General features: G+C 74.3%; 23 protein-coding genes. 15 read left to right on the plus strand and 8 right to left on the minus strand.

What is annotated here, in order from left to right; genetic code table 11:
- The first annotated feature begins 5 nt into the window (after positions 1–5).
- Positions 6–1,589, plus strand: coding sequence for a TauD/TfdA family dioxygenase (locus ACIQI7_RS19250; RefSeq protein WP_401111288.1), 1,584 nt, complete (start codon positions 6–8; stop codon positions 1,587–1,589).
- Between the two features lie 27 nt (positions 1,590–1,616).
- Here ACIQI7_RS19250 and ACIQI7_RS19255 read toward each other — a convergent pair whose 3' ends face one another.
- Positions 1,617–2,447, minus strand: coding sequence for a GntR family transcriptional regulator (locus tag ACIQI7_RS19255; RefSeq protein WP_401111291.1), 831 nt, complete (start codon positions 2,445–2,447; stop codon positions 1,617–1,619).
- A gap of 341 nt (positions 2,448–2,788) precedes the next feature.
- Between ACIQI7_RS19255 and ACIQI7_RS19260 the strand changes: the two genes are divergently transcribed.
- The 9 genes from ACIQI7_RS19260 to ACIQI7_RS19300 all read left to right on the plus strand — a co-directional run bounded on the left by ACIQI7_RS19260 (position 2,789) and on the right by ACIQI7_RS19300 (position 9,971).
- The gene (locus tag ACIQI7_RS19260) at positions 2,789–3,958 is read left to right on the plus strand and encodes an ABC transporter substrate-binding protein (RefSeq protein WP_401111294.1); all 1,170 of its coding nucleotides are present in this window, start codon (positions 2,789–2,791) and stop codon (positions 3,956–3,958) included.
- A gap of 43 nt (positions 3,959–4,001) precedes the next feature.
- Positions 4,002–4,979: an ABC transporter permease gene (locus ACIQI7_RS19265; protein WP_401111297.1), complete on the plus strand. Its 978-nt coding sequence runs from the start codon at positions 4,002–4,004 to the stop codon at positions 4,977–4,979.
- On the plus strand, positions 4,967–5,812 hold the full coding sequence (locus tag ACIQI7_RS19270) for an ABC transporter permease (protein ID WP_401111300.1): 846 nt from the start codon (positions 4,967–4,969) through the stop codon (positions 5,810–5,812). The genes ACIQI7_RS19265 and ACIQI7_RS19270 overlap by 13 nt, the downstream gene beginning before the upstream one ends.
- Before the next feature lie 21 nt (positions 5,813–5,833).
- Entirely contained in the window at positions 5,834–6,919 is a 1,086-nt protein-coding gene (locus ACIQI7_RS19275) for an ABC transporter ATP-binding protein (RefSeq protein ID WP_387758382.1), read from the plus strand.
- A gap of 61 nt (positions 6,920–6,980) precedes the next feature.
- Positions 6,981–7,739, plus strand: a complete 759-nt coding sequence (locus ACIQI7_RS19280) for an HAD family hydrolase (RefSeq protein ID WP_401111302.1) — start codon at positions 6,981–6,983, stop codon at positions 7,737–7,739.
- A gap of 1 nt (position 7,740) precedes the next feature.
- The gene (locus ACIQI7_RS19285; protein WP_387758379.1) at positions 7,741–8,064 is read left to right on the plus strand and encodes a DMT family transporter; all 324 of its coding nucleotides are present in this window, start codon (positions 7,741–7,743) and stop codon (positions 8,062–8,064) included.
- 211 nt (positions 8,065–8,275) lie between these two features.
- Positions 8,276–8,572 carry a hypothetical protein gene (locus tag ACIQI7_RS19290; RefSeq protein WP_401111306.1) on the plus strand — a complete coding sequence of 99 codons (297 nt, stop codon included), beginning with the start codon at positions 8,276–8,278 and terminating at the stop codon, positions 8,570–8,572.
- Positions 8,569–9,081 carry a WXG100 family type VII secretion target gene (locus ACIQI7_RS19295; protein WP_401111308.1) on the plus strand — a complete coding sequence of 171 codons (513 nt, stop codon included), beginning with the start codon at positions 8,569–8,571 and terminating at the stop codon, positions 9,079–9,081. The genes ACIQI7_RS19290 and ACIQI7_RS19295 overlap by 4 nt, the downstream gene beginning before the upstream one ends.
- Positions 9,078–9,971 carry a hypothetical protein gene (locus ACIQI7_RS19300; RefSeq protein WP_401111310.1) on the plus strand — a complete coding sequence of 298 codons (894 nt, stop codon included), beginning with the start codon at positions 9,078–9,080 and terminating at the stop codon, positions 9,969–9,971. Before ACIQI7_RS19295 ends, ACIQI7_RS19300 begins: the two co-directional genes overlap by 4 nt.
- Positions 9,972–10,046: 75 nt before the next feature.
- Here ACIQI7_RS19300 and ACIQI7_RS19305 read toward each other — a convergent pair whose 3' ends face one another.
- The 3 genes from ACIQI7_RS19305 to ACIQI7_RS19315 form a co-directional block, all read right to left on the minus strand.
- Positions 10,047–10,721, minus strand: coding sequence for a phosphonatase-like hydrolase (locus tag ACIQI7_RS19305; protein ID WP_401111312.1), 675 nt, complete (start codon positions 10,719–10,721; stop codon positions 10,047–10,049).
- An 11-nt stretch (positions 10,722–10,732) separates the two neighbouring features.
- Positions 10,733–11,854: a TIGR03364 family FAD-dependent oxidoreductase gene (locus tag ACIQI7_RS19310; RefSeq protein WP_401111315.1), complete on the minus strand. Its 1,122-nt coding sequence runs from the start codon at positions 11,852–11,854 to the stop codon at positions 10,733–10,735.
- A gap of 115 nt (positions 11,855–11,969) precedes the next feature.
- On the minus strand, positions 11,970–12,638 hold the full coding sequence (locus ACIQI7_RS19315) for a phosphatase PAP2 family protein (protein WP_401111318.1): 669 nt from the start codon (positions 12,636–12,638) through the stop codon (positions 11,970–11,972).
- 538 nt (positions 12,639–13,176) lie between these two features.
- Between ACIQI7_RS19315 and ACIQI7_RS19320 the strand changes: the two genes are divergently transcribed.
- A complete protein-coding gene (locus ACIQI7_RS19320) occupies positions 13,177–14,616 on the plus strand; it encodes a GAF domain-containing protein (RefSeq protein WP_401111321.1) in 1,440 nt (479 codons plus the stop codon).
- A gap of 56 nt (positions 14,617–14,672) precedes the next feature.
- Here the strand turns inward: ACIQI7_RS19320 and ACIQI7_RS19325 are convergent, their stop codons facing one another.
- Complete coding sequence (locus ACIQI7_RS19325; protein WP_401111324.1) at positions 14,673–15,176, minus strand: SsgA family sporulation/cell division regulator; 504 nt, start codon at positions 15,174–15,176, stop codon at positions 14,673–14,675.
- A 330-nt stretch (positions 15,177–15,506) separates the two neighbouring features.
- Between ACIQI7_RS19325 and ACIQI7_RS19330 the strand changes: the two genes are divergently transcribed.
- From ACIQI7_RS19330 to ACIQI7_RS19345, 4 genes are all read left to right on the plus strand, one after another.
- Complete coding sequence (locus tag ACIQI7_RS19330) at positions 15,507–16,817, plus strand: hypothetical protein (protein WP_401111326.1); 1,311 nt, start codon at positions 15,507–15,509, stop codon at positions 16,815–16,817.
- A 172-nt stretch (positions 16,818–16,989) separates the two neighbouring features.
- Positions 16,990–18,345 carry a TerD family protein gene (locus ACIQI7_RS19335; protein ID WP_401111716.1) on the plus strand — a complete coding sequence of 452 codons (1,356 nt, stop codon included), beginning with the start codon at positions 16,990–16,992 and terminating at the stop codon, positions 18,343–18,345.
- 125 nt (positions 18,346–18,470) lie between these two features.
- Positions 18,471–19,436 (plus strand): SGNH/GDSL hydrolase family protein, encoded by a 966-nt coding sequence (locus ACIQI7_RS19340; protein WP_401111329.1) that lies wholly within the window; start codon positions 18,471–18,473, stop codon positions 19,434–19,436.
- Between the two features lie 86 nt (positions 19,437–19,522).
- On the plus strand, positions 19,523–20,011 hold the full coding sequence (locus tag ACIQI7_RS19345; protein WP_401111718.1) for a GNAT family N-acetyltransferase: 489 nt from the start codon (positions 19,523–19,525) through the stop codon (positions 20,009–20,011).
- 5 nt (positions 20,012–20,016) lie between these two features.
- Here ACIQI7_RS19345 and ACIQI7_RS19350 read toward each other — a convergent pair whose 3' ends face one another.
- The 3 genes from ACIQI7_RS19350 to pruA all read right to left on the minus strand — a co-directional run bounded on the left by ACIQI7_RS19350 (position 20,017) and on the right by pruA (position 23,753).
- Entirely contained in the window at positions 20,017–20,709 is a 693-nt protein-coding gene (locus ACIQI7_RS19350; protein WP_401111331.1) for an RraA family protein, read from the minus strand.
- 325 nt (positions 20,710–21,034) lie between these two features.
- Entirely contained in the window at positions 21,035–21,964 is a 930-nt protein-coding gene (locus ACIQI7_RS19355) for a proline dehydrogenase family protein (RefSeq protein WP_387758356.1), read from the minus strand.
- Between the two features lie 160 nt (positions 21,965–22,124).
- On the minus strand, positions 22,125–23,753 hold the full coding sequence (pruA, locus tag ACIQI7_RS19360) for an L-glutamate gamma-semialdehyde dehydrogenase (protein WP_387758354.1): 1,629 nt from the start codon (positions 23,751–23,753) through the stop codon (positions 22,125–22,127).
- Positions 23,754–23,992: the final 239 nt, after the last annotated feature.

The raw sequence follows: 23,992 nt of genomic DNA on the forward strand, positions 1-23,992 counted from the left end.
AGACCGTGACCGAGCTGCCGCCGTACTGGCTGCGCGACAACTGCCCGTGCCCCGAGTGCCGGGACCCGCGCAACGGACAGAAGCTGTTCCAGATCGACGACCTTCCGGACGGCCTGGCGGTCGCCGGGAGCACGGAGGCCGACGGGCACCTGGAGGTGCGCTGGTCGGACGGGCACCGCTCCCGCTACCCGCTGGAGTGGCTCGACCGGGCGGACGGCGGCGACGGACGCACCGAGCACGGCAAGCGGCTCTGGACGGCCGCGGACTTCGCGGCCGGCCTCCCCGGGGCGCGGTGGGAGGCCTACCTGGAGGACCCCGCCGAGCGGGCCGCGGTGCTGGCCGCCGTACGGCGCGACGGCTTCGCCGTGCTGCGCGGGGTGCCTGCCGTGGAGCGGCAGGTGCTGCGGGTCGCGGAGAGCTTCGGGTACGTCCGGGTCACCAACTACGGGGAGCTGTTCGACGTCCGGGTCGAGCCGGACCCGAACAACCTCGCCTTCACCAGCGCCGCCATCGCCCCGCACACCGACAACCCGTACCGGGACCCGGTGCCGACCCTCCAGCTGCTGCACTGCCTGGAGAACTCGGCGACCGGCGGCGACTCCGGGCTGGTGGACGGGTTCCGGGCCGCGGCGATCCTCCGGGAGGAGGCGCCGGACGCGTTCGAGGTCCTCACCCGCACGCCCGTCCCGTTCGTCTTCCGCGACCGCCGCACCGAGCTGCGCGCCGACCGGCCGCTGATCGAGGTGGACCCGCGGGGCCGGATCCGCGAGGTCAGGTTCAACAACCGCTCGATCGGCACCGTCCGGGGGATCGGCCCGGACGACCTGGACGCCTTCTACGCCGCCTACCGCCGCTTCGCCGCGATCGCCCTGCGCCCCGGCCTCCGGCTCACCTTCCGCCTCGGCCCCGGCGACTGCCTGGTCTTCGACAACACCCGTCTGCTGCACGCCCGCACGGCGTTCCGGCCGGACGGCCACCGGCACCTCCAGGGCTGCTACGCCGACCTCGACGCGCTGAACAGCACCCTCGCCGTGCTGCACCGCCGCGCCGCCGCCCTGGACACCATCGCCGAGCTGTTCGCCGGCGAGGGCGCCGGGGAGTACCTGGGCGAGGAGGTCACCATGGCCGAGCACATGCTCCAGGCCGCCGCTGCCGCCGAGGCCGCCGGGGCGCCGGCGCACCTGGTCGCCGCCGCACTGCTGCACGACGTCGGGCACTTCCACGGCGCCCTGCACGGCCGGGACCTGATGGACGGCCGGGACAACCGCCACAGCGACTCGGGGGCCGACTGGCTCGCCCAGTGGTTCGGCCCGGAGGTCACCGAGCCGGTCCGGCTGCACGTGGCCGCCAAGCGCTACCTGTGCGCCGTCGAACCCGGGTACCGGGAGCGGCTCTCCGCGGCCTCCGCCTACACGCTGGAGGTCCAGGGCGGCCCGATGGACGAGCGGCGGGCCGCCGCCTTCGCCGAACTCCCGGGCGCCCGGGACGCGGTGGCGGTACGGCGCTGGGACGAGCGGGCGAAGGTGGCCGGCGCCCCGGTGCCGGGCTTCGAGCACTACCGCCCGCTGCTCGCCGCCCTCATGCGGTGAGGACGCCGGCGCGGCGCGCGGGCCGGCTCAGTCCAGCTCCCGCGCGTGCCGCGAAAGAGCAGAGGTGGCGAGGGAGTTGTGCACGCTGAACGCCACCGTCCCGGGCAGGTAGCGGTCCTGGGACCACTCCACCGGCGTGCCCGTCGGGTCGGTCGTACGGCGCCGCTCGCGCAGCAGCGGACCGCCCCGGCGGCACCCGAGCAGCCGGGCGTCCTCGGCGTTGGCCGGGACGATGTCGATGGTGTGGTCGGCGTCGGTGAACAGGATGCCGTGCTCGCGCAGCACCTCGGTGTGCGAGACCACGTCCGGCGGCAGCTCGGCGACGATCTCGCCAACCCGCGGCGGGTAGACGGTGCGTTCGACCATCACCGGCGTGCCGGACAGCGTGCGCAGCCGGACGATGACGTACACCTCGGCGCCCGGTTCCAGGCGCAGTTGCTCGCGCTCGGCGGCGTCGGCCGGGCGGCGCACCAGCGAGTCCAGGATGCCGCCGGGCTCCTCGCCCATCGAGTACGCCCAGTGCGTGAAGCTGAGCAGTTCGGAGAAGCTCTGCACCCGGGCGCCGCCGAGCACCACCCGGCGGGTGCCGCGGCGGGAGGTGACCAGTCCGTCGGAGCGCAGCACGGCGAGCGCCTGGCGGACGGTGCCCCGGGAGACGCCGTACTGCTCGGCCAGCGCGCCCTCGGCGGGCAGCCGGCCGGCCTCGCCGAACGCTCCGGTGGTGATCGCCTCGCGCAGGTCGGCGGCCACCTTCCGGTACAGCGCGCCGGGGCGCTCGGCCGGGCTCGCCCCGGCGGCCGAGGGGCCCCCGGCTGCCGGGCGCCCCTCGGCCTCGGGGCGCTGGGGCTCAGTTGCCACGTCAGTCAATGTCCCTCCTGGGGCGGTGTCCTGCGCAGCCGTGCCGGCGCGGACAGCCCGACCTTATCCCGCTGCGCCTTCGAAGCATCGCACCGAACGGATCGCGCTCCGATGGCCGGATTCCACCGTTCCCGCAGCCGACCCCGGTTCTGGGCCGTCCGTTCACCTTCCCGTCACCGGGCTCCGGCGTACTTACTGCCGTCAGCGAAGTTGGCTAGTCAACTCGGACGACGTCGATCGATCGCTCACCCCGGCCGGTCCGCCGCCCTTCGCGAGACGCAGGCCCGCGGACCCCCCGCGAACGCCCCTCGCAGTACGCCCCCTCAACAGGAGACCTCCCCGTGACCGTGCACCGCGCCCGCGCCGCCGCCTTCGCGGCCGTCCTGACCGCCGCCGCGCTCTCCCTCACCGCCTGCGGCTCCGCCGGTTCGAGCGCCAAGTCCGGCGACACCGCCAAGGGCGGCGCCAAGGACGCCAGGACGGCCACCTCCGCCGCCGACTTCGGCGGCATGGAGGGCCTGATCGCCGCCGCCAAGAAGGAGGGCAAGCTGCACGTCATCACGCTGCCCCGGGACTGGGCGAACTACGGCAAGATCATCGACAGCTTCAAGGCGAAGTACGGCATCGAGGTCGAGGAGGAGAACCCGGACGGCTCCAGCCAGGACGAGATCAACGCGATCAACTCCCGCAAGGGCCAGGACCGCGCCCCCGACGTGGTCGACCTGGGCAGCGCCTTCGCCCTCCAGGCGGTCAAGGACGGCATCCTCGCCCCCTACAAGGTGGCCACCTTCGACAAGGTGCCGGACACCATGAAGGACGCGAACGGCGCCGCCGTCAACGACTACGGCGGCTACGTCTCCATCGGCTGCGACGCCAAGAAGATCGCCAACTGCCCGAAGACCTTCGCCGACCTGCTCAAGCCGGAGTACAAGGGCCAGGTCGCCCTCAACGGCAACCCGACCAAGTCCGGCTCGGCCTTCGGCGGCGTCTACGCGGCCGCGCTCGCCAACGGCGGCTCGCTGGACGACATCCAGCCCGGCATCGACTTCTTCGGCAAGCTGAAGCAGTCCGGCAACTTCAACCCGGTCGAGTCGACCCCGGCCACCATCGAGAAGGGCGAGACCCCGATCTCGATCGACTGGTCCTACCTGAACGCCGGCTACACCGACGAGTTCAAGGACAAGGGCGTCGACTGGAAGGTCTCCATCCCGGCCGACGGCTCCTACGCCCAGTTCTACAACCAGGGCGTCAACAAGTGGGCCCCGCACCCGGCGGCCGCCCGCCTGTGGCAGGAGTACCTGTTCAGCACCGAGGGCCAGAACCTCTTCCTCGGCGGCTACGCCACCCCCTCCACCTTCGAGGCGCTGAAGAAGGACGGCAGCCTGGACGCCCCCGCGGCCGCCAAGCTGCCCACCGTCGAGAAGCCGTTCACCACCTTCCCGACCGTCGACCAGATCAACGCGGCCAAGAAGGTCGTCACCGAGAACTGGACCAAGGCCATCGCGGGCTGACACCCGCGCCGCGCACCGCACTTCGGGCTGAGAAAAGGCACTCATGACCACGGCTCCCACCCCGGTGCCGACCACCCCCGCCGCCACCTCCCCCGGTGGCGGCGCGGGGGCGTCCGCCACCGCCACGACCTCCCCCACCACCACCGCGCCCACCCCGCGGCGCCGCCCGCTCGCCCGCCTCGGCGGCGCGTCCTGGCTGGCCGCCGTACCGCTGCTGCTGTTCTTCCTGATCGGCTTCGGACTGCCCACCGTCGCCATCGTGATCGGCGCGTTCACCACCTCCAGCGACGCGGAGACCGGCGCCGGGCAGTTCACCTTCGACAACCTGACGGCCTCCGTGCAGGGCGGTTACCGGACGGCCATGCTGAGCAGCCTCAAGCTCTCCGCGCTGACCGCGCTGCTCGCCACCGCGCTCGGGCTGCCGCTCGCCCAGGCCGTCGTCACCTCCCGGCACGGCTGGCTGCGCCAGGCGGTGCTCACCGCCTCCGGCGTGCTCGCCAACTTCGGCGGCCTGCCGCTCGCCTTCGCGTTCGTCGCCACCCTCGGCAACGCCGGCGAGATCACCAAGCTGCTGCACCTCACCGACCACGGCTGGTCGTTGTACTCCTTCACCGGCCTGACGATCGTGTACCTGTACTTCCTCGTCCCGCTGATGGTGCTCACCATCACCCCGGCCCTGGACGGCCTGCGCACCCAGTGGCGCGAGGCGGCCCAGAACAACCGCGCCACCACCCTCCAGTACTGGCTGCACGTCGCGCTGCCGATCCTGCTGCCCTCCCTGCTCGGCGGCTTCGTGCTGCTCTTCGGCAGCGCCTTCGCCGCGTACGCGACCGCCGCCGCCATGGTCGGCGCGACCGTCCCGCTGGTCAGCCGCTCGATCGCGGACGCGCTCTCCGGCAACGTGCTGGTCGGCCAGGGCAACCTCGCCCTCGCCCTCAGCCTCAACATGATCGTCGTGGCCGTCCTGGTGATGGCCGTGTACCTCCCCCTCCAGCGCCGGAGCGCCCGATGGCTCAGCTGACCACCCCCGCCCGCACCGGCCGACGCACCGTGCGCTGGTGGCGCGGCGCCGTGCTGCTGCTCGCCGGCGTCTACTTCCTCGTCCCGCTCGCGGCCTCCTTCTGGTTCTCGGTCGACGACCCCAAGGGCCTCAGCCTCGACGCCTACACCGGGCTGCTCTCCGCCCCCGGCTTCCTGGACAGCCTCTGGCTGACCCTCGGCCTCGCCCTGGTCACCGTGGTGGTGCTGCTGCTCCTGCTGGTCCCGGCGCTGATCGCCGTCCGGCTCGGCTCGCCGAAGCTGCGCCCGGTCATCGACGTGCTCTGCACCTTGCCGCTGGTCGTCCCGCCGGTCGCGCTGACCGCCGGCCTCATCGGCGTGCTCCGCTGGGGCCCGGACTACCTGATGGACACCCCGTTCTTCCAGACCTTCGTGTTCGTCCAGGACCCGGACTTCCCGCTGGTGCTGGTCATCGCCTACGTGCTGATGGCCCTGCCGCTGGCCTACCGCGCCCTGGACGCCGGCCTGCGCTCGATGGACGTGCGCACCCTGGTCGAGGCCGCCCGCAACTGCGGCGCGAGCTGGCCGCGCGCGGTGTTCACCGTCGTCCTGCCGAACCTGCGCGGGGCCCTGCTGAACGCCTCCTTCCTCACCCTGGCCCTGGTGCTCGGCGAGTTCACCGCCGCCTCGATCCTCGGCTTCCAGCCCTTCCCGGTCTGGATCTACTCGGTCGGCAACAGCCAGGCCCACATGTCGGTCGCGGTCTCCATCCTGAGCCTGCTGCTCACCTGGCTGCTGCTGCTCCTGCTGGCCACCGCCGGGCGCGAGCGCCACGCCAAGACCGCCACCTCCTGAAACCCCCCGGAGTCACCAGTCATGACCACGGCCACCGCCATCGCCGACGGCGTCACGCTCTCCCCCGGCAGCGCCACCGTCGAATTCCGCTCCCTGCGCCGCGCGTTCGGCGCCACCACCGCCCTCGACGGCCTGGACCTGACCGTCCGCCCGGGCGAACTGCTCGCCCTGCTCGGCCCGTCCGGCTGCGGCAAGACCACCGCGCTGCGCATCCTGGCCGGCTTCGAGCAGCACGACTCGGGTGAGGTCCTGGTCGACGGCCGGGACATCACCGCGATCCCCGCGCACAAGCGCGACGCCGGCATGGTGTTCCAGTCCTACAGCCTCTTCCCGCACCTGACCGCGCTGGACAACGTCGCCTTCGGGCTGCGGATGCGCGGCACCGGCAAGGCCGAGCGCCGCAGGCGGGCCCAGGAGCTGCTGGAGCTGGTCGGCCTGCCGCACCGCGCCGAGCACTACCCGCACCAGATGTCCGGCGGCCAGCAGCAGCGCATCGCGCTCGCCCGCGCGCTCGCCCTCCAGCCGCGCGTCCTGCTGCTGGACGAGCCGCTGTCCGCGCTGGACGCCAAGGTCCGCCTCCAGCTGCGCGAGGAGATCCGCCGCCTCCAGCAGGAGCTGGGCATCACCACCCTGTTCGTCACCCACGACCAGGAGGAGGCGCTGTCGATGGCCGACCGGGTCGCGGTGCTGCGCGCCGGGAGGCTGGAGCAGTGCGCCGCCCCGTCCGAGCTGTACGGCCGGCCCGCCACCGCCTTCGTCGCCGAGTTCGTCGGCACCATGAGCCGCATCCCGTGCACCCGGACGTCGGACGGCGTCGAGGTGCTCGGCCGCCGGCACCCGGTGGACGGCGCGATCCCGGCCGACGGCGAGCTCCAGGTGCTGGTGCGCCCGGAGAACGTCCTCCTGGCCCCGGCCGAGGACGGCCCGGCGCTGGTGGTCACCGCCTCCTTCCTGGGCGCCGTCACCCGGCTCACCGTCCGGCTGGACGACGGCACCGAGGTCAAGGCCGACCTGCCCACCGAGGCCGCCGCCGCGCTGCCGGCCGGCGCGCGGGCCGCGCTCACCCTGCCGGACCGCCCGGTCCTGGTGGACCGCCGCGCCGCCTGAGAGCCTCGTACCTCCCCGCTCCGTCCGAAGAACCACCGGAAGAACCACCGAAGGTACCGCCATGCCTGACACCACCGTGCCCGACTCCACCGGGCCCGATTCCGCCGGATCCGGCTCCACCGGGCCCGCGCACCCCGCCCGGCCCGCCGCCGCGCTGCCCGCCGCCGTCCTGTTCGACATGGACGGCACCCTGGTCGACACCGAGCAGCTGTGGTGGCGGACCGCCGCCGAACTCGCCGAGGAGCTGCACCACCCGCTCACCGACCGGGACGCCCCCGAGGTGCTCGGCCAGGCCGTCGAGCACACCGCCGCCCACCTGCACAGGGTCAGCGGCACCGCCCTCGGCGAGGCCGAACTCGCCGCCCGGCTGGGCGAGTCCTTCGCCGCCAAGGTCGCCGCCGAGACCGTGCCGCGCCCCGGCGCGCTCGCCCTGCTCGCCGCGCTGCGCGACGCCCGGGTGCCCACCGCGCTGGTCTCCGCCTCCCCGCGCCGGGTGGTGGACCTGGTGCTGTCCGCCATCGGCCGGGACTGGTTCGCCGTCACCCTGGCCGCCGAGGACACCGAGCGCACCAAGCCCGCGCCCGACCCGTACCTCGCCGCCGCCGAGCGGCTGGGCCTGGACCCGGCCGTCTGCCTCGCCGTCGAGGACACCCCGACCGGGGTCGCCTCCGCCACCGCGGCCGGCTGCGCCGTGCTCGCCGTGCCGTCCACCGCGGTGCCGATGCCGCGGGGCGAGCGGATCACCCTGCTCGCGAGCCTGGAGCTGGCCGACCTCGCCCTGCTCGGGAAGCTCGCCGCGGTCGGCGCGGTTCGACCCTGACATGCCCTATCTCCTGCTCGCCCTCGCCATCGTCAGCGAGGTCTGCGCCACCAGTTGCCTCAAGCTCACCGAGGGGTTCACCCGGCTCTGGCCGAGCCTCGGCGTCGGCGTCGGCTACGCGCTCTCCTTCGTGCTGCTCGGCCGCGCGCTCAAGCACATACCCGTCTCGATCGCGTACGCGGTCTGGTCCGGGGCCGGCACCGCGGCGGTCGCCGGGATCGGCGTGGTCGCCTTCGGCGAGTCGCTCGGCAGGCTCCAGTGGCTGGGCATCGCGCTGGTGATCGTCGGGGTGGTCGTGCTCAACCTCAAGGGCGGCCATTCCTGACGTGCCGTCATCTCCGGTGCCGGCCACCGGCGCCGCCGGTACCCCATCGTACGTGTACGCCTCACACCAGGGCCGTCGGCGTCAAGAGTGCGTCGACGGCCCGTAAAGGTCGCGCAAACATCCCGTCCCCGACCCCCGCAGCGGCGATCATCGACGCACTGGTCGGGGCTATGCTCGCCTGGTCCGACAAAAGACGCATCGGGGGGCGAAAGTGTCCAACTTCAGGGTCAGTACCGAATTCCTCACCAAGCTGGCCCAGGACCTCAGAGGCTGCGGCGACGAGCTCGAACAGGGGCTCAAGGCCTTCGAGGCGGCCGGCCACACCGGCACCGGCTTCGACTTCCTGGACGAGGCCTGCGGGCACTTCAAGGACAAGTGGCAGTTCGGCCTGAAGAAGGTCCGCGAGTGCGTCAAGGTCCTGGACCAGGGCCTCGAACAGGTGCAGAAGAACTACGACGGCACGGAGCAGAGCATCGTCAAGGTCCTGGCCCCGGCGGGGAAGCCGTGAGCGCCCCCACGCCGCCGGCGCCCGACTGGTCCGGCCTGGGCTTCAACCCCACCCCCGGCGACCCCGCCGCCGTCACCGCGCTCAGCAACGGCCTGCGCCGGGTGGGCCAGCACCTGAGCGGCGTGCACACCACGCTCGCCCAACTCTCCAGCAACCAGGGCGAGTGGACGGGCGAGGCGGCCAAGCAGTTCGCCACGCAGTTCGGCAAGCTGCCCGGCTACCTCCAGGACGCCTCCGACTCGATCACCGCCGCCTACACGGCACTCGACGTCTGGTACCAGGCGCTGACCGAACACCAGCCCAAGGCCGCCGCGTTGGCCGCCTCCGCGGTCGCCGCCAAGAAGCGCCAGGAGGAGGCGGAGCACGCCCACAGCGCCGCGGCCGCCGCCCCCGACCTCCGACTGGCCGGCCAGCACTTCCCCGACGACGCCGGCCTCGCCGCCGCCGAACAGCGCTACAACAAGGCGAAGAGCCACCTGGACTCGGCCGCCGACCTGCTCACCCGGTGATACTCGACCAGGCCGCCCCCGTGACGGGCGACAAGCCGCCTTCGCTGCGCCGCGGCGCCGTTCTGGTGCTCGCCCTGACCTGTCTGTCCGTCGGTGTCGTCCTCGCGTTCGTGTACGTCGGCGTGCTCCTGGCCTTCGGCCTGGGTGCGCTGTACATGGTCGCGGCGGGCGTCGGACTCGCGAAGCCCGGGGCTCCGGGGAACAGCCCCGACCACAAGGATGTCGGCGGCGGGCTCGTCATCATCTTCTTCGCCCTGCTCCTCGCCACCGGCGCGGGCGCCGACGTCTGGCACAACCACGTGCTGGGTTCGGGGCGGGACGTGGAGGGGACGGTCGTCGCCGAGCACCTCGACACCTCGGCCCGCGGTACGAAACGGTCGTACGACCTCTCCGTGAACGGCGAGGCGGTCCCGGGCGGGCGCCTGGCGCCGGACAGCCGGCGCTTCGGCCCCGGCGACCACGTCACCGTCCGGATCGACCCGGCCGGCCGGGTCGCCCCCAAACTGCCCGGGGAGGCCGGTTCCCCGGCCTCCCTGTGGAGCGCGATCGGCATCAACGCGGGTATCGCCGTGTTCGTGCTGTGGTTCGGCCACGACCGCGGCGAACCGCCCCGGACGCCGCGTCCGCCAGGTCCGTGGCGCGAGCGGATGCGCCGGCTCGACGGGCTGCCGCTCACCGCGGCGGCGACGGCGGTCTCGGTGCCCTGGCTCCTCTGCTTCCTGCTCGTCCAGACCCGCCTCGGCCTGGCCTTGATGGTCGCGATCCCTTACCCCCTCGCCGGATTGGCCGCCTTCGGCGCCCTCGTCCGCGACGAGGACCGGAAGCGGCCCCAGGGCCTCGTCCTCCTCGCGGTCGGCCTCGTCTTCACCGCACTCGCCCTGTTCCTCTGACGACGCGACCGCCCTGGCGGCCTCCCCGCGACGGGCGGGCACCGCGTGGTGCCCGCCCGTCGCCGGTGTGCCGGGTCAGCCCAGCACGGCGGGCAGGTCGGCGATCGAGGCGAGGACGTGGGTCGCGCCGTCGGCCCGCAGGCGGGCCTCGTCGTGGGCGCCGGTGAGGACGCCGGCGACGACCGTGGCGCCGGCCCGGGTCCCGGTCAGCATGTCGTAGCCGGTGTCGCCGGCGACCGCCACCTGGCGCACCGAGTCGGTGCCGGTGCGCAGCAGGGCGGTGAGCACCAGGTCGGGGTACGGGCGGCCGCGGCCGGCCTCGGCCGGGCAGAGGGTGAGGTCGGCGACGGACTGCCAGCCGAGGGCGTCCAGGATGCGGTCCTGGGTGGTCCGGGAGAAACCGGTGGTGAGCACCACCTTGCGGCCGCGCCCGCGCAGTTCGGCGATGGCCTCGGCGGCGCCGGGCAGCGGGGCGCAGTGGCCGGCGTCGACCAGCCCGTCGTAGGCGGCCTCGAAGGCGGCGTTGGCCAGCTGGGCCTTCTCCTCCTCGCCGAACAGGTGGCGGAAGACGGAGATCTTGGACTCGCCCATGGTGGCGCGGACGTGGGCCAGCATCGGGCCGAACTCCGGGCTGCCGGCCTCGACGCCGAGCTTCGCGGCGGCCGCGGTGAAGGCCTGCTCGACCAGGCCGTCGTCGGCCACGGTGGTGCCGGCCATGTCGAGCACGACCAGGCGGATGTCGGTAGTCACAACAGTGCTCCTCACAGGTTGGCGAGTTCGGCGGTGGTCTCGGCGATGGCGGGCGAGCAGGTCATGCCGCGGCCGCCCGGGCCGGTGACCAGCCAGACGCCGTCGCGCACCCGCTCGCGGTGGACGACCCGGGTGGAGTCGACGCACTGCGCGTACACCCCGGCCCAGCGGCGGCGGATCCGCGGCATCGGGCGGCCGAGCAGGTCCTCGACGACGCCGACCAGGTGGTCGTACGGGTCCTCGACGACGTCGAAGCCGAACGGCTGGTCGTACTCGTGGGTGTCGCCGATGGTCAGTCCGCCGTCGCGGCGCTGGACCATCAGCAGCTGCATCCGGTGCTCGGCGGCGACCGGCGGCTGCGGCTGGGTCGCGCGCAGCCGGTCCAGGGCGGTGCCGGCGAAGGCGGGGTAGTAGCGGAAGCTGTCGCCGTCGGCGACGGAGGTCGTCAGGGTCTCGCCGAGCGGGTCGGTCTGCATCATCTGGAGCCGGACCCGGCGGACCGGCAGGGCGGGGGCGAGCTCACGGACCAGGCCGCCGAGCCAGGCGCCGGTGCAGAGGACCACCAGGTCGCCGGTGTGGACGTCGCCGTGGTCGTCGCGGACGGCGTTCTCGCCGACCACGTCGCGCACCTCGCGCCCGGGCAGGAAGGTGTACCGGCCGGTGGACTCCAGGTACCGGCGCAGCGCGGGCTGGGCGGTGCGGGGTTCGACGGCGGCGTCGCGCTCGCACCACAGGGCGCCCAGCAGCTCGCCGCGCAGGGCCGGGTTGGCGGCGCGGGTCTCGTCGGGGTCGAGCAGCCGGTAACCGCGGGCGGCGGCGTCCGGCAGGGCCAGGGCCTGTTCGGCGACGGCGAGCTCGGCCCCGGTGCGGATCGCGGTGAGCGAGCCGTTGGCCCGGAAGCCGAGGTCCGGGACGCGGGCGCCGATGGACTCCCACAGTTCGCGGGCCCGCAGCGCGGTGTCCAGTTCCTCGCCCTGCGCCCGGCCGCTGACCCAGACCAGGCCGAAGTTGCGCACCGAGGCGCCGCGCGCCTCGGTCTCGCGCTCCAGGTGGACGACCTCGTGGCCGCGCTCGACTGCCTGCCAGGCGTGCATGGTGCCCAGCACGCCCGCTCCTACGACGATGACTCTCATGCGGCCAGGCTGGTGCGCCCAGGTGTCCACCGGGCGTCGGCGCGCCGTCCCGCAGATGAACCACCCGAAAAGTTGTACAGACAACCTGCCGGTCATCCCCTGGCGGCGCCCGAGGTCAGTACCGCTGCGCCCGGTAGGCGGAGTGGCCGTGGCCGACCAGCGGCAGCTCCCCCGCCCCGAGCAGCGGCCGCAGCGCGCCCGCCCGCATCCGGTCCACCAGCGGTCCGCAGCGTCCGGCGAGCGGCGTCAGCACCACCGCGACCAGCAACCCGACCAGCGCGCCCGCCGCCACGTCGTGCGGGTAGTGCACGCCGACCCAGACCCGGGAGGCGGCCATCAGCACCGCGAACAGGCCGGCCACCCGGCCGAGCCGCCGGTCGACGAACCAGAGCGAGGCCGCAGCGGCGAAGGCGATCACCGAGTGGTTGCTCGGGAAGGACCAGTCCCCGGTGCCCGGGCAGGTCTCCAGCGCGACGCTGCCGTGGATCTGCGCGCACGGCCGGATCTCCTCGACCGCGCCCTTGAAGACCGAGTTGACGCCGTAGGCGACGACCACGACCACCGGCGAGGCCAGCACCCTGGCCATCACGGCCGAGTCCGCGCCGCGCGCCCGCCACCAGGCGAGGACCATGAAGACCGCGAACAGCCCGAGGCCGAACGCCGACCAGACCTTGATCAGCTCGTCCAGCCAGTGCGGGGCCGACTGCGCCCAGCGGTTGACCCGGGTGTACAGGTCGCCGTCGATACCGCTGCCGTCGTACACGGCGAGCACCCGGGAGGGCATCACGCGTCACCTCCGTGACGTCGCACCCGACGGGCGCGAAACAGTTCGAGAACAATGGGGAACAGGAGACAACTACTACCAGACCGATGATCCGCAGCAGATATCCGTCGTTTCCGGGTACGGACGACCCCGGCGCGTCACCGGTGCGCACCACGGCGGGCACCCCGCGCGCGCCACGGCGACGCGGACCTCCCGCACGGCGGGGACGGGCAGCGCGCGGCCCCCTCCGACCGCCCCACGCCGACCACTCCGGCCCCGCCGGCGGCCACCGTTCGGACCGGACCGGCGCCCACCGGCCGGACCGCGCCCCCTCGCCTGCCCAGCATCCGGACACGCGCCCCCCACGCGCCTCCGTGCGCCGGCCACGCCCCGGGCACGGCCGACCGCCCAGCGCCGGACCCACGGCGCCGGCCCCCGTTTCGTACCGCCCGGTATGCGGACTTGCCGGACCCCGTCCCCAGCGGCCCACCGCACCCGTACGCTTTCGTCAGCGCGTCGGCCCCGACGCGTCCTCGAACGGCGGCGAGGAGCGGAACGAGTGCGGCAGACCGGACGGCAGTCCCGACGACCAGAGCGCCGCACCCCGCCGACCGCGGCGGAGCTGGCCAAGGTCCACGACCGCACCCTCGCCGACGCCGCCGCCCGGGAACTGGCCGCTCCCGCCCGCACCGAGGAGGCCGACGGCCCCGGCCGGCTCGACCCCCGTCCCGAGATCGGCGACTCCTGGGCCCGGCTGCGCCGCCTCGGCCTCGACCCCGACACCGGCGCCGCCGCCGTCCTGCTGGGCCCCGGCGAAATAGAACAGCGCCGCCGCACCAGCGGGCTCGACGCCGTCCTGCCGGTGCTGCGCGAGACCCTGCTGGAGGTGGGCGGCGCGGCCCCGCTGCTGCTGGCCGTCGCCGACGCCGAAGGCCACGTGCTCTGGCAGGAGGGCGAGCGCGGCCTGCGCCGCAGCGCCGACCGGATCGGCTTCATCACCGGCGCCCGCTGGGTCGAGGAGAGCGTCGGCACCAACGGCATCGCGGTCGCGCTGCGCACCCAGCGCCCGATGCACGTCCACTCCGCCGAGCACTACCTGCGCAGCCACCACTCCTGGACCTGCGTGGCCGCGCCGGTGCGCGACCCCGGCACCGGCCAGCTGGTCGGCGCCGTCAACCTGAGCGGCCCGGCGCACACCGTCCGCCCGTACCTGCTCCAGCTCACCGCCACCGCCGCCCGGCTCGCCGAGACCGAGCTGCGCGCCCACCGGCTGGAGGCGCTGCACCAGCTGCGCGCCCTGGCCGCCCCGCTGCTCGCCCGGGTCGGCGGCCCGGCCCTGGTGGTGGACGCGGCCGGGTGGACGGCCGCCGCGGCCGGGCTGCCGCCGCCCAGCCGGCTGCGGGTGCCCAGCGAGGGCTGGACCCCGGCCACCGTGCACTGGGTGCCCGGCCTCGGCGAGTGCATGCTGGAGCCGCTCGCCGACGGCTGGCTGGTGCGCCCGGTCCGGCCGGCCGAGGAGGACGGCGCCGGGACGGTGACCGCCGAACAGGCCGAGGGCGCCCACCTCCGGCTCGACCTGCGCCGCCCGGACCGCCCCGAACTGTCCGTCCGGGGCTCGTCCGACAGCTGGTCGCACCCGCTCAGCCCGCGCCACGCCGAGCTGCTGCTCCTGCTCGCCACCGGGCGGGAGGGCAGCACCGCCGCCCAGCTCGCCGAGGCGCTGTTCGGCGACGCGGGCCGGACGGTGACGGTCCGCGCCGAGCTGTCCCGGCTGCGCCGCTACCTGGGCGGACTGCTGGCCCACCGGCCGTACCGGATCGCCGAGTCGGTGCTGGTCACCGTGGACGGGCCGGACGACCCGTACGACCTGCTGCCCGCCTCCTCGGCCCCGGCCGTCCGGCGGCTGCGGGCCGCGCTGGCCGCCGGGACGGCCCGGCTGCCCGGCGCTCCGCCGCCCCTCCCGCCGCCGCGCGTCGCCGAGTCGCCGGAGCGCCGCTGACGCGCCCCCCTGCCGTCCGGTCGCCCGACGCCGTCCTCGGCGCGTCGCGGGGCGCGTCAGCCGTCGGCGAGCAGCGCGGCCAGATCGGCGTCCGTGGGGCCGCACCGGCGCTCCTGGTGCTCGGAGACCAGCGCGTAGGTGCGGTCCAGCCAGGCCTGCACCCGGGGCTTGGAGGCCTCCAGCAGCGCGCTGCCGTGCGGGGACTCCAGCGCCAGGTGCAGCGTCGCGCCGTGGCACGGGCAGTACGCCGGCCACAGCTTGACGTCTCCCTGGCCGCTCAGCGTGCGCAGGCCGTCGCGCAGCAGCTCGCGCGAGAACACCCAGTCGGCCTCGTCCGGCCGTCCCAGATGGAAGGTCAGCAGCACCTCGTACGGGCGCGCGGCGTCGAACCGGAACCGGGTGCGCACCTCGCCGACCACCTCCTCGCCCAGCGAGATCCGCAGGAACAGGACCTCCTCCTCCACCGCCGCCGGAGCGGCGGTGGAGCCGACCCCATCGCCGCCCGTGGGGGTGGCGGCGAGGGGTGCACTGGAGGCTGCGGACAGCGGGTCGGGCGGCATGACGGTCTCTCCGGGACGGCGTGGGATGTCCTCAGCCTGCGTCACGCCCGGTAGGGCGGGCAAGGGTTGCAAGGGGGTTGCAACGACCCCCCGGCCGGGGCGGGCGCCACTCCACGTCCTTGTCGGACGGAGCGTCAACTTCCGTGCGGGGAAGGGCCGTCCACGAAGTGACGCGGGTGATCGGCATGCGGTCGCCCCGCTGGTACGCTCTCCCCCTCCCCGCGCGGGCCCGCGCGGAACAACCGGCCCCGTGCGGCCGGAGCCGGGCCCGGCGGCGGCGCGTGGGAGAATACGGCGACGCGACGGCGGCTTCGGGGAGGGAGGGGTCCGTTGGCTGTGCGTGAGGACACCGCGCGGGACGTACGGCACGAGCCCGTACGGCAGGGCCGGCACGGTCGGCCGCGCCCGTTCGGCGGCCTGTTCCGGCTGCCCACCGTGCGCTTCTCCGGCGCCGCGATGGCGATGTCCACCGTGGTCGGCATCAGCATCGCCACCACGCTGCTGCTCAACGAACAGCAGGGGATCGGCCGCCGGGCCGGCGTCGCCCGGGTCGGCAGCACCCCGCCGCCCACGCCGGGCGCCGACGACCAGGCCGAGACGGTCTCGGCGCAGACCCCGACCGACGGCCCGTCGTCCGCCGCCTCCGGCCGCCCCACCACGGGCCGGCCCTCGACGCACGCCTCCGCCCACGTCCCGGCCCGCCCCTCGGGGGCCGCCGCGCCGGTCGCCGTCACCCCGCCCGCGCCCCGCACCGCGGGCCCGGGCACGCCCCAGACCGGCGGTCAGGCCTCGGCCGGGCAGGACGCGCCGGCCCCCGGCACCCAGCTCACCGGTACCGAGGCCGGCGTCCCGGCCCCGACCGGCGCCTCGCCCTCCCCCTCGCCCTCCCCCTCGCCTTCGCCTTCGGTGCCGCCCCCGGGCTCCGGGCAGCCCGGCTACGCCCCGGCCGGCTCCGGCCCGGCGCCGAACGTCCCCGGACCGCGGCCGGCCGCGCCCGCGTACCCGGCGCCGCCCGCCGCACCCCTCCCGGACTCCGTCGGCGCCGCCGGCGCCCCGGACGTGGGCGACCCGGCCGGCCCCGGCACCGCCCCGGACGCCGACCACGCGCTGTCCGGCGCCGCCCTGCTCTCCCCGCTCGGCCGTGACGGGCTGCGCCACCAGCTGGCCCTCGCGGTGGCCGAGCCGGTCACCGCTTTCCAGGCCGAGTTCCGGCTCGCCCCGGGCGAGTCGGCCCCCGGCCCCGGCGCCGCCTGGACCGACCTGCCGGGCGCCGTGGTGACCGCCCAGCAGGAGCGCGGCACCCTGGTCTACCGCTTCACCACCCCGCCCGGCACCGACGTCCGGCCCGGCCGCTACACCTTCGTGGTCCGCGGCGCCCGTCCGGCCGCCGAACCGTCCGTCACGGCGCGCAAGGCGGCCCCGGCGGAGAGCTGGAGCGTCTCCGCCTTCGCCCTCGACCACCCCCGCGCGGTCGCCGCGCTCGGCGGCTTCGGCCCGGTGCCGCCGTCGGCCGCCGAACCGTCCGCGCCCGGTGTCCCGCCCGCCGCTCCGGCCCCCGAGCCAGTCCCCGAGCCGGACGCCGTCCCCGGCACCGCCCCGACCGCCGCCCGGCCCACCGCCCCGGCCACCGCGGCGCGCTGACCTGCCGACGGCCGGGTGTAACAGTCCTCCGACGATCCGTCGGTAGGCCGTTCCCGACGGGCGCATCCCCGCACCCTCGTTCGTTACTGTGAGCAGCACCCGGCCCGGCGCCCCCGACGGCCCCGGCCGGGGCCGCCGTTCCGCACCCGAGGAGGAGTCCGTGTCCACCGTCCTGACCCAAGGCGGCAACGCACCGCTGACCGCCGCGCGAGTGACCGTCGAGGTCGCCGCGCCCAAGGCGCTGGACGTCTCCGGCCTGCTGCTGACCGATGCCGGAAAGGTCCGCTCGGACGACGACTTCGTCTTCTTCAACGCCCCGGACGGCCCCGGCGTCAGCCACCGCCCGGCCACCGCCGGCACCCCGGACGCGATCACCGTCGACACCCGGGCCGTCCCGGCCGGCATCACCAAGATCGTGGTCACCGCGAGCCCCGCCGACCAGGTCTCCACCTTCGCCGGGATGGAGCCCACCGCCACCGTCCGCGACGCCGACACCGGCGAGGTGCTGGTCACCTTCACCCCGCCGCGGCTGGGCGTGGAGACCGCGCTCATCGTGGTCGAGGTCTACCTGCGGGGCGGTGCCTGGAAGGTGCGCGCGGTCGGCCAGGGCTACGCCGACGGCCTGGCGGGCATCGCCACCGACTTCGGCGTCTCCGTCGAGGACTCCCCGGCCCCGGCCTCCACCCCGGCCCCCGCCGCGCCGGCCGCGCCGCCGGCTCCCGAGACCGCGGTCGCCCCGCCCGGCCCGCTGGACCGGACCGTCCAGCTCCCGACCCCGCCGGCCGCCCCGCCCGCACCGCCCGTGTCCCCGGCGCCTCCCGCGCCTCCCGCGCCGACGACCGCCCCGGTCGACCCGCGGATCGCCCTCGCCACCGGCCAGACCGCCGTCCCGGCCGCCCCGCCCGCGGCACCCCCGGCGTACGCCGAGCCCTCCGCCCCGGCCGCCCCCGCCAAGATCACCCTGGACAAGGGCCGGGTCAACCTCGCCAAGGGCAGCTCGGTCTCCCTGGTCAAGAACGGCCGCCCGTTCCTCTCCTCCGTCCGGATGGCCCTCGGCTGGAAGTCCGCCGCCCGCGGCCGCGACGTCGACCTGGACGCCTCCTGCCTCGCCTTCGACGCCCGGCACAAGCGGCTGGAGACGGCCTGGTTCATGAAGCTGAGCATCTTCGACGGCGCGATCTCCCACTCCGGCGACAACCTGGTCGGCGGCCGGGGCGGCGACGACGAGGTGATCACCGTCCACCTGGAAGGCCTGCCGGCCGAGGTGCACGGGCTGGTCTTCGTCGTGAACTCCTTCTCCGGTCAGAAGTTCACCGACGTGCGCGACGCCTACTGCCGCCTGCTGGACGCCCGGACGGAGGAGGAGCTGGTCCGCTTCGACCTCACCAACTCCGAGCCCCACACCGGTGTGATGATGTGCAAGCTGGTCCGGCGCCCGGGTGGCGAGTGGGAGATGACGGCGCTCGGCGAGTACGTCGACGGCAAGACCGCCCGGGCGATGATCGAGCCCGCCGCCGCCGCGCTGTAGCTCACCGGCGTCACCTCAGCACCCTCGGATTCACCCCCCAGGGGCATCAAGTCGTCCCCGCGACGACTCGATTGACTCTCCGGGGGGTGAATCGCACTCTCCCCCGCACCCCGAGGAGGAGAGCCGTGCCACGTTTCCTGTCCCGCCTCGCCGTCGCCGGCGCCGCCACCGTGCTCGCCGCCGGGCTGGTCACACCCACCACCGCCCAGGCCGCCGCCCGGCCCGGCGACCGCGCCACCGCACTGCGGTGGACGGCCCTCGGCGACTCCTACACCGCCGGGGTCATCGAGGCCACCGGCGCGGAGACCGAGCCGCGCGACGGCTGCGCACGCACCGTCAAGTCCTATCCCGAGATCCTCCGCCGCGACCTCGGCTCCCTGGTCGAGCTGCGCAACGTCAGCTGCAGCGGCGCCACCACCGACAGCGTCCGCGCGAGCGCGCAGTCCCCGCTCGGCCGTCCGCTCCCGCCGCTCGGCACCGACCCCAACGGCCCCTACCCGGCCGTCCCGCCGCAGATCGACGCCGTCGACCCGGCCACCGACCTGGTCACCGTCGGGATCGGCGGCAACGACCTCGGCTTCGCCGAGATCCTCAAGAGCTGCATCGAACTCGGCGCCGTCCAGCTCGGCCGGGGCACGCCCTGCAAGGACAAGTTCGACGCGAGCCTGCCTGACCGCCTCGACCGGCTGCGCGACGACTACGACCGGATGCTCACCGCGCTGCACGCCAAGGCCCCGTCCGCCAGGGTGCTCACCGTCGGCTACCCGCACCTCGTCCCCGAGGACGCCGCCCGCTGCCAGTACGGCAACCCCCTGCAGTTCGGCACCTTCACCACCGGCGACCTCGCCTGGGCCCGCACCGCGCTGCTGGAGCCGCTCAACGCGGTCGTCGCCCGGAGCACCGCTGCCCACGGCGACACCTTCGTGGACCTCTACCCCGCCAGCGCCGGCCACAGCGTCTGCGACGCCGACCACTGGCTGGACGGCGTGCTGACCAGTGTCCTGCCCCTCAGGTACGCCGTGGTGCACCCCAACGCGACCGGCCAGGCGCACACCGCCGCCCTGATCGAGGACGCCGTCCTCGGCGGCTGACCGCCGGCCCGCGCCCGGCGGGCGGGAGGGCCCGCGGAAAACCGCTGGCCGGCCCGCCCGCCGGGCCCCATCCTGGTCCGATGCCCATCGACATCCGCGAGGCCGTCCCCGAGGACTGGCCCGCCATCTGGCCCTTCTTCCGCACCATCGTCGCCGCCGGCGAGACCTTCCCCTACCCCCTGGACATGCCGTCCGAGCTGGGCCGGGAGTGGTGGATGCTCGCCGCCCCGAACCGCACGGTGGTCGCGGTGGACGAGGACGGACGGGTCCTCGGCACCGCCAACATGAACCGCAACCGCCCCGGCAACGGCTCGCACGTGGCCAGCGCCAGCTACATGGTCGACCCGGCCCACCACGGCCGGGGGATCGGACGGGCCCTGGTCGAGCACACCCTCGACTGGGCCCGCCGGTCCGGCTTCCGCGCCATGCAGTACAACGCGGTGGTCGCCGCCAACCGCCACGCCGTGAAGCTCTACGAGTCGCTCGGCTTCGAGATCGTCGGCACCGTCCCCGAGGCCTTCCACCACCCGGTCGAGGGCTACGTCGGCCTGCACGTCATGTACCGGCCGCTGTAACCCCCCTACTCCTCGATCGCCCCGCCGACCCGCCGCAGGTGCTGCCGGAAGCTGTACGCCGGGTCGGCGGCGCGCCGCTCCAGGTACTCGTCGAAGGCGGTCTGCCGGCGCAGGGTGTCCCCGGCCGCGATCCGCGCGGCCTGCTCGCGCTCGGTCCGGGCGATCGCACCGGCCGTCTCCAGCACCTCGGCGGCCCGGTCGGCGGGCACGAACAGCACCCCGTCCGCATCGGCGAACACCACGTCCCCGGCGCTCACCAGGTGCGGCCCGAACCCCGCCGTCAGCAGCGCCTCCGGCTCCCGGTCGTCCAGTCGCAGCGGTCCGAGCGGCAGTGCCCCGTAGCTGAACACCGGCAGCCCGATCTCCCGCAGCTCGGGGGTGTCCCGGTGCAGCCCCCACACCACGATCCCGGCCACCCCGGCGGCCCGCGCCTCCAGCACCGCGAGGTCCCCGATGCAGGCCTCGTCGGTCCGCCCGCCGTTGTCGACCACCAGCACGTCCCCGTCCCGGGCCGCCCCGTAGGCCTCCAGGAACACGTCCACGCTCCCGTAGTGCCGCACCGGCAGCACCCGCCCCGCCACCCGGGCCCCGGACACCACCGCCCCCACCCCCGCCGGCGCCACCCGCAACCCCACCCCGAGCCGCACGCAGGCATCCGCCACCAACGGCGTCGACAGCTCCGAGAATTCCTTCAGCATCCCCAACTCCTCTCGCTGACAGCCAAGTTCACCAGCCCGGATCCTATGCCCGGCTTCAAACTCACACCATCGAGTGAAACTCCGCCGCATACGGCACAACCCCGCCGAGCAGCGAATAGCGTGACGACCACCTGAAGGAGGGAACTCCGCCTCTTCGGCAAGCCGCATCGCGAGGAGTACACGGAGGTCCAGCTGGCGGCCTTCGGCGACCCGCTCGCCCTTCCCGCCCCGTTCGAGTTCGAGCTGGACACCAAGGACTTCCTCCAGGAACGCGAACGGCCCGCACCCCCCGTCAGGGGTGCGGGCCGTGGCCTGGGGCGCCGGGTCAGCCGCGGGTGGCCATGGCGCGCAGGAAGAAGGTCAGGTTGGCCGGGCGCTCGGCGAGGCGGCGCATGAAGTAGCCGTACCACTCCTGGCCGTACGGGAGGTACACGCGCATCGTGTTGCCCTCGCCGGCGAGGCGCAGCTGCTCCTCGGGGCGGATGCCGAACAGCATCTGGTACTCGAAGGAGTCCCGCTTGCGGCCGTTCCACTGGGCCAGCTGGCCGGCGATCTTGATCATGTTGGGGTCGTGCGAGGCGATCATCGGGTAGCCCTCGCCCGCCATCAGGATCTTCAGGGCGCGGACGTACGCGAGGTCGACCTCGTGCTTGCCCTGGAAGGCGACCGACTCGGGCTCCTTGTAGGCGCCCTTGCACAGGCGCACGCGGGAGCCGGCGCCGGAGAACTCCCGGCAGTCGGCCTCGGTGCGGCGCAGGTAGGCCTGCAGCACGACGCCCAGCCAGGGGAAGTCCGCCCGCAGCTCGCGCGCGATGGCCAGGGTGGAGTCGGTGGTGGTGTGGTCCTCCATGTCGAGGGTCACGGTGGTGCCCGCGTCGGCGGCGGCCGCGCAGATGCGGCGGGCGTTCTCCAGCGCGATCTTCTCGCCGTCCACCGGGAGGAACTGGCCGACGGCCGACAGCTTGACCGACACCTCGGCGCCGGCCGCGAGGCCGGTCTCCTTGAGGGCCTTGAGCAGGTGCTCGTACGCCTCGGCGGTGCCGGCGGCCTGGGCGGCGTCCTGGGTGTCCTCGCCGAGGTGGTCCAGGGTGACCTTGCGGCCGGTGGCGATCAGGTCGTCGGTGGCGGTGACGGCGTCGTCGAGGACGTCGCCGGCGACGAAGCGCTCGACTATCGCGTGGGTCGGGGGGAACTTCTCGACCACGGTGCGGACCTGCGGGGACCGGGAGGCCGCGAGAAGGGCGGAACGGAGCATCGTGACTCCTGGAGCTGGTGTTTCCAAGGGTGGCAGAAAGGCCGGGGCGGCGGGCGGCGGGGGTGTGCCCGCCGCCCCGGAGGGGCGACGCCCGGCTGCGGGACCGGGCGTCGCGGGTGACCGGTGGCTACTGGACGAGCCGTGCGGTCGGAGGGGCTGGTCAGCCCATGTGCGGGTAGCGGTAGTCCGTCGGCGGGACGAACGTCTCCTTGACCGAGCGGGTCGAGGTCCAGCGCGCCAGGTTCTGCTTGGCACCGGCCTTGTCGTTGGTGCCCGAGGCCCGGCCGCCGCCGAAGGGCTGCTGGCCGACGACGGCGCCGGTCGGCTTGTCGTTGATGTAGAAGTTGCCGGCGGCGAAGCGCAGCTTGTGCATCGCGTCCTGGGCCGCGGCGCGGTCCTGGGAGATGATCGAGCCGGTCAGGCCGTACGCGGACACCGACTCCATCTGGGCCAGCATCTCCTCGTACTTCTCGTCCTCGTAGACGTACACGGCCAGGATCGGGCCGAAGTACTCGTCCTTGAAGTACTCGCTCGCCGGGTCCTGGCAGACCAGGACGGTCGGGCGGACGAAGTAGCCCACCGAGTCGTCGTAGGTGCCGCCGGCCAGGACCTCGACCTGCGGGTCGGCCTGGGCGCGGTCGATGGCGGCCTTGTTCTTGGCGAAGGAGCGCTCGTCGATGACGGCCGACATGAAGTTGGACAGGTCGCTGACGTCGCCCATGGTGAGGCCGTCGACCTCGGCGGCGAACTCGTCCTTGAGGCCGGCCCAGATCGACGCCGGGACGTAGGCCCGCGACAGCGCCGAGCACTTCTGGCCCTGGAACTCGAAGGCGCCGCGGGTCATCGCGGTCTTCAGGACCTTCGGGTCGGCGGACGGGTGGGCGACCAGGAAGTCCTTGCCGCCGGTCTCGCCGACGATCCGCGGGTAGGTGCGGTAGCCGGCGATGTTGTTGCCGACCTCACGCCACAGGTGCTGGAAGGTGGCGGTGGAGCCGGTGAAGTGGATGCCGGCCAGCGCCGGGTGCTTCAGCGCGACCTCGGAGACGGCCAGGCCGTCGCCGGTCACCATGTTGATGACGCCCTTGGGCAGGCCGGCCTCCTCCAGCAGCTGCATCAGCAGGTGCGCGGAGAACTGCTGGGTCGGGGAGGGCTTCCACAGCACCACGTTGCCCATCAGCGCGGGCGCGGTCGGCAGGTTGCCGGCGATCGCGGTGAAGTTGAACGGGGTGATCGCGTAGACGAAGCCCTCGAGCGGGCGGTGGTCGCTGCGGTTCCAGACGCCGTCCGAGGAGATCGGCTGCTCGGCCATGATCTGGCGGGCGAAGTGCACGTTGAAGCGCAGGAAGTCGACCAGCTCGCAGGGGGTGTCGATCTCGGCCTGCTGGGCCGTCTTCGACTGGCCGAGCATGGTGGCGGCGGCCAGGGTCTCGCGCCAGGGGCCGGCCAGCAGGTCGGCGGCCTTGAGGAAGATCGCGGCGCGGGAGTCGAAGGAGAGCGCCTGCCAGGCCGGGGCAGCGGCCAGGGCAGCGTCGATGGCGTCCTGCGCGTCGGCCTGGGTGGCGTTGCGCAGGGTGCCGAGCCGAGCCGCGTGGTTGTGCGGCTGGACGACGTGGATCTCGGTGCCGCCGCCCATCCGGCGCTCACCGTTGATCGTCATGGTCAGCTGGACCGGCTCCTGGCCGCCCAGCTCCTTCAGCTTGGCCTCCAGACGAGCCCGTTCCGGGCTCCCGGGGGCGTAGCTGTGGACCGGCTCGTTCACCGGCGCGGGGACCTGGGTCACAGCGTCCATAGAGCGCACGCTCTCCTTCGTTCAGTGCGGGGGGACTGCCGGCGCGGGTCGCACGCCGGCCACAGCACGAACGCTATTCCTGGCCACCGGGCCACATGATTGGCCGAGCGGCTAAATTCCCCCGTACGGCGTTGTCCGGCCCGACGAATCGGGTCACGCGGCGGTCACGAACCGCCCTCACCAGCCGCACCGGTCACACCACCGGCTCACACGCCCCGGCTCGAAACCGGGGGTCCGGG

This window comes from Kitasatospora sp. NPDC092039 (assembly GCF_044756065.1).
Classification (GTDB): Bacteria; Actinomycetota; Actinomycetes; order Streptomycetales; family Streptomycetaceae; genus Kitasatospora.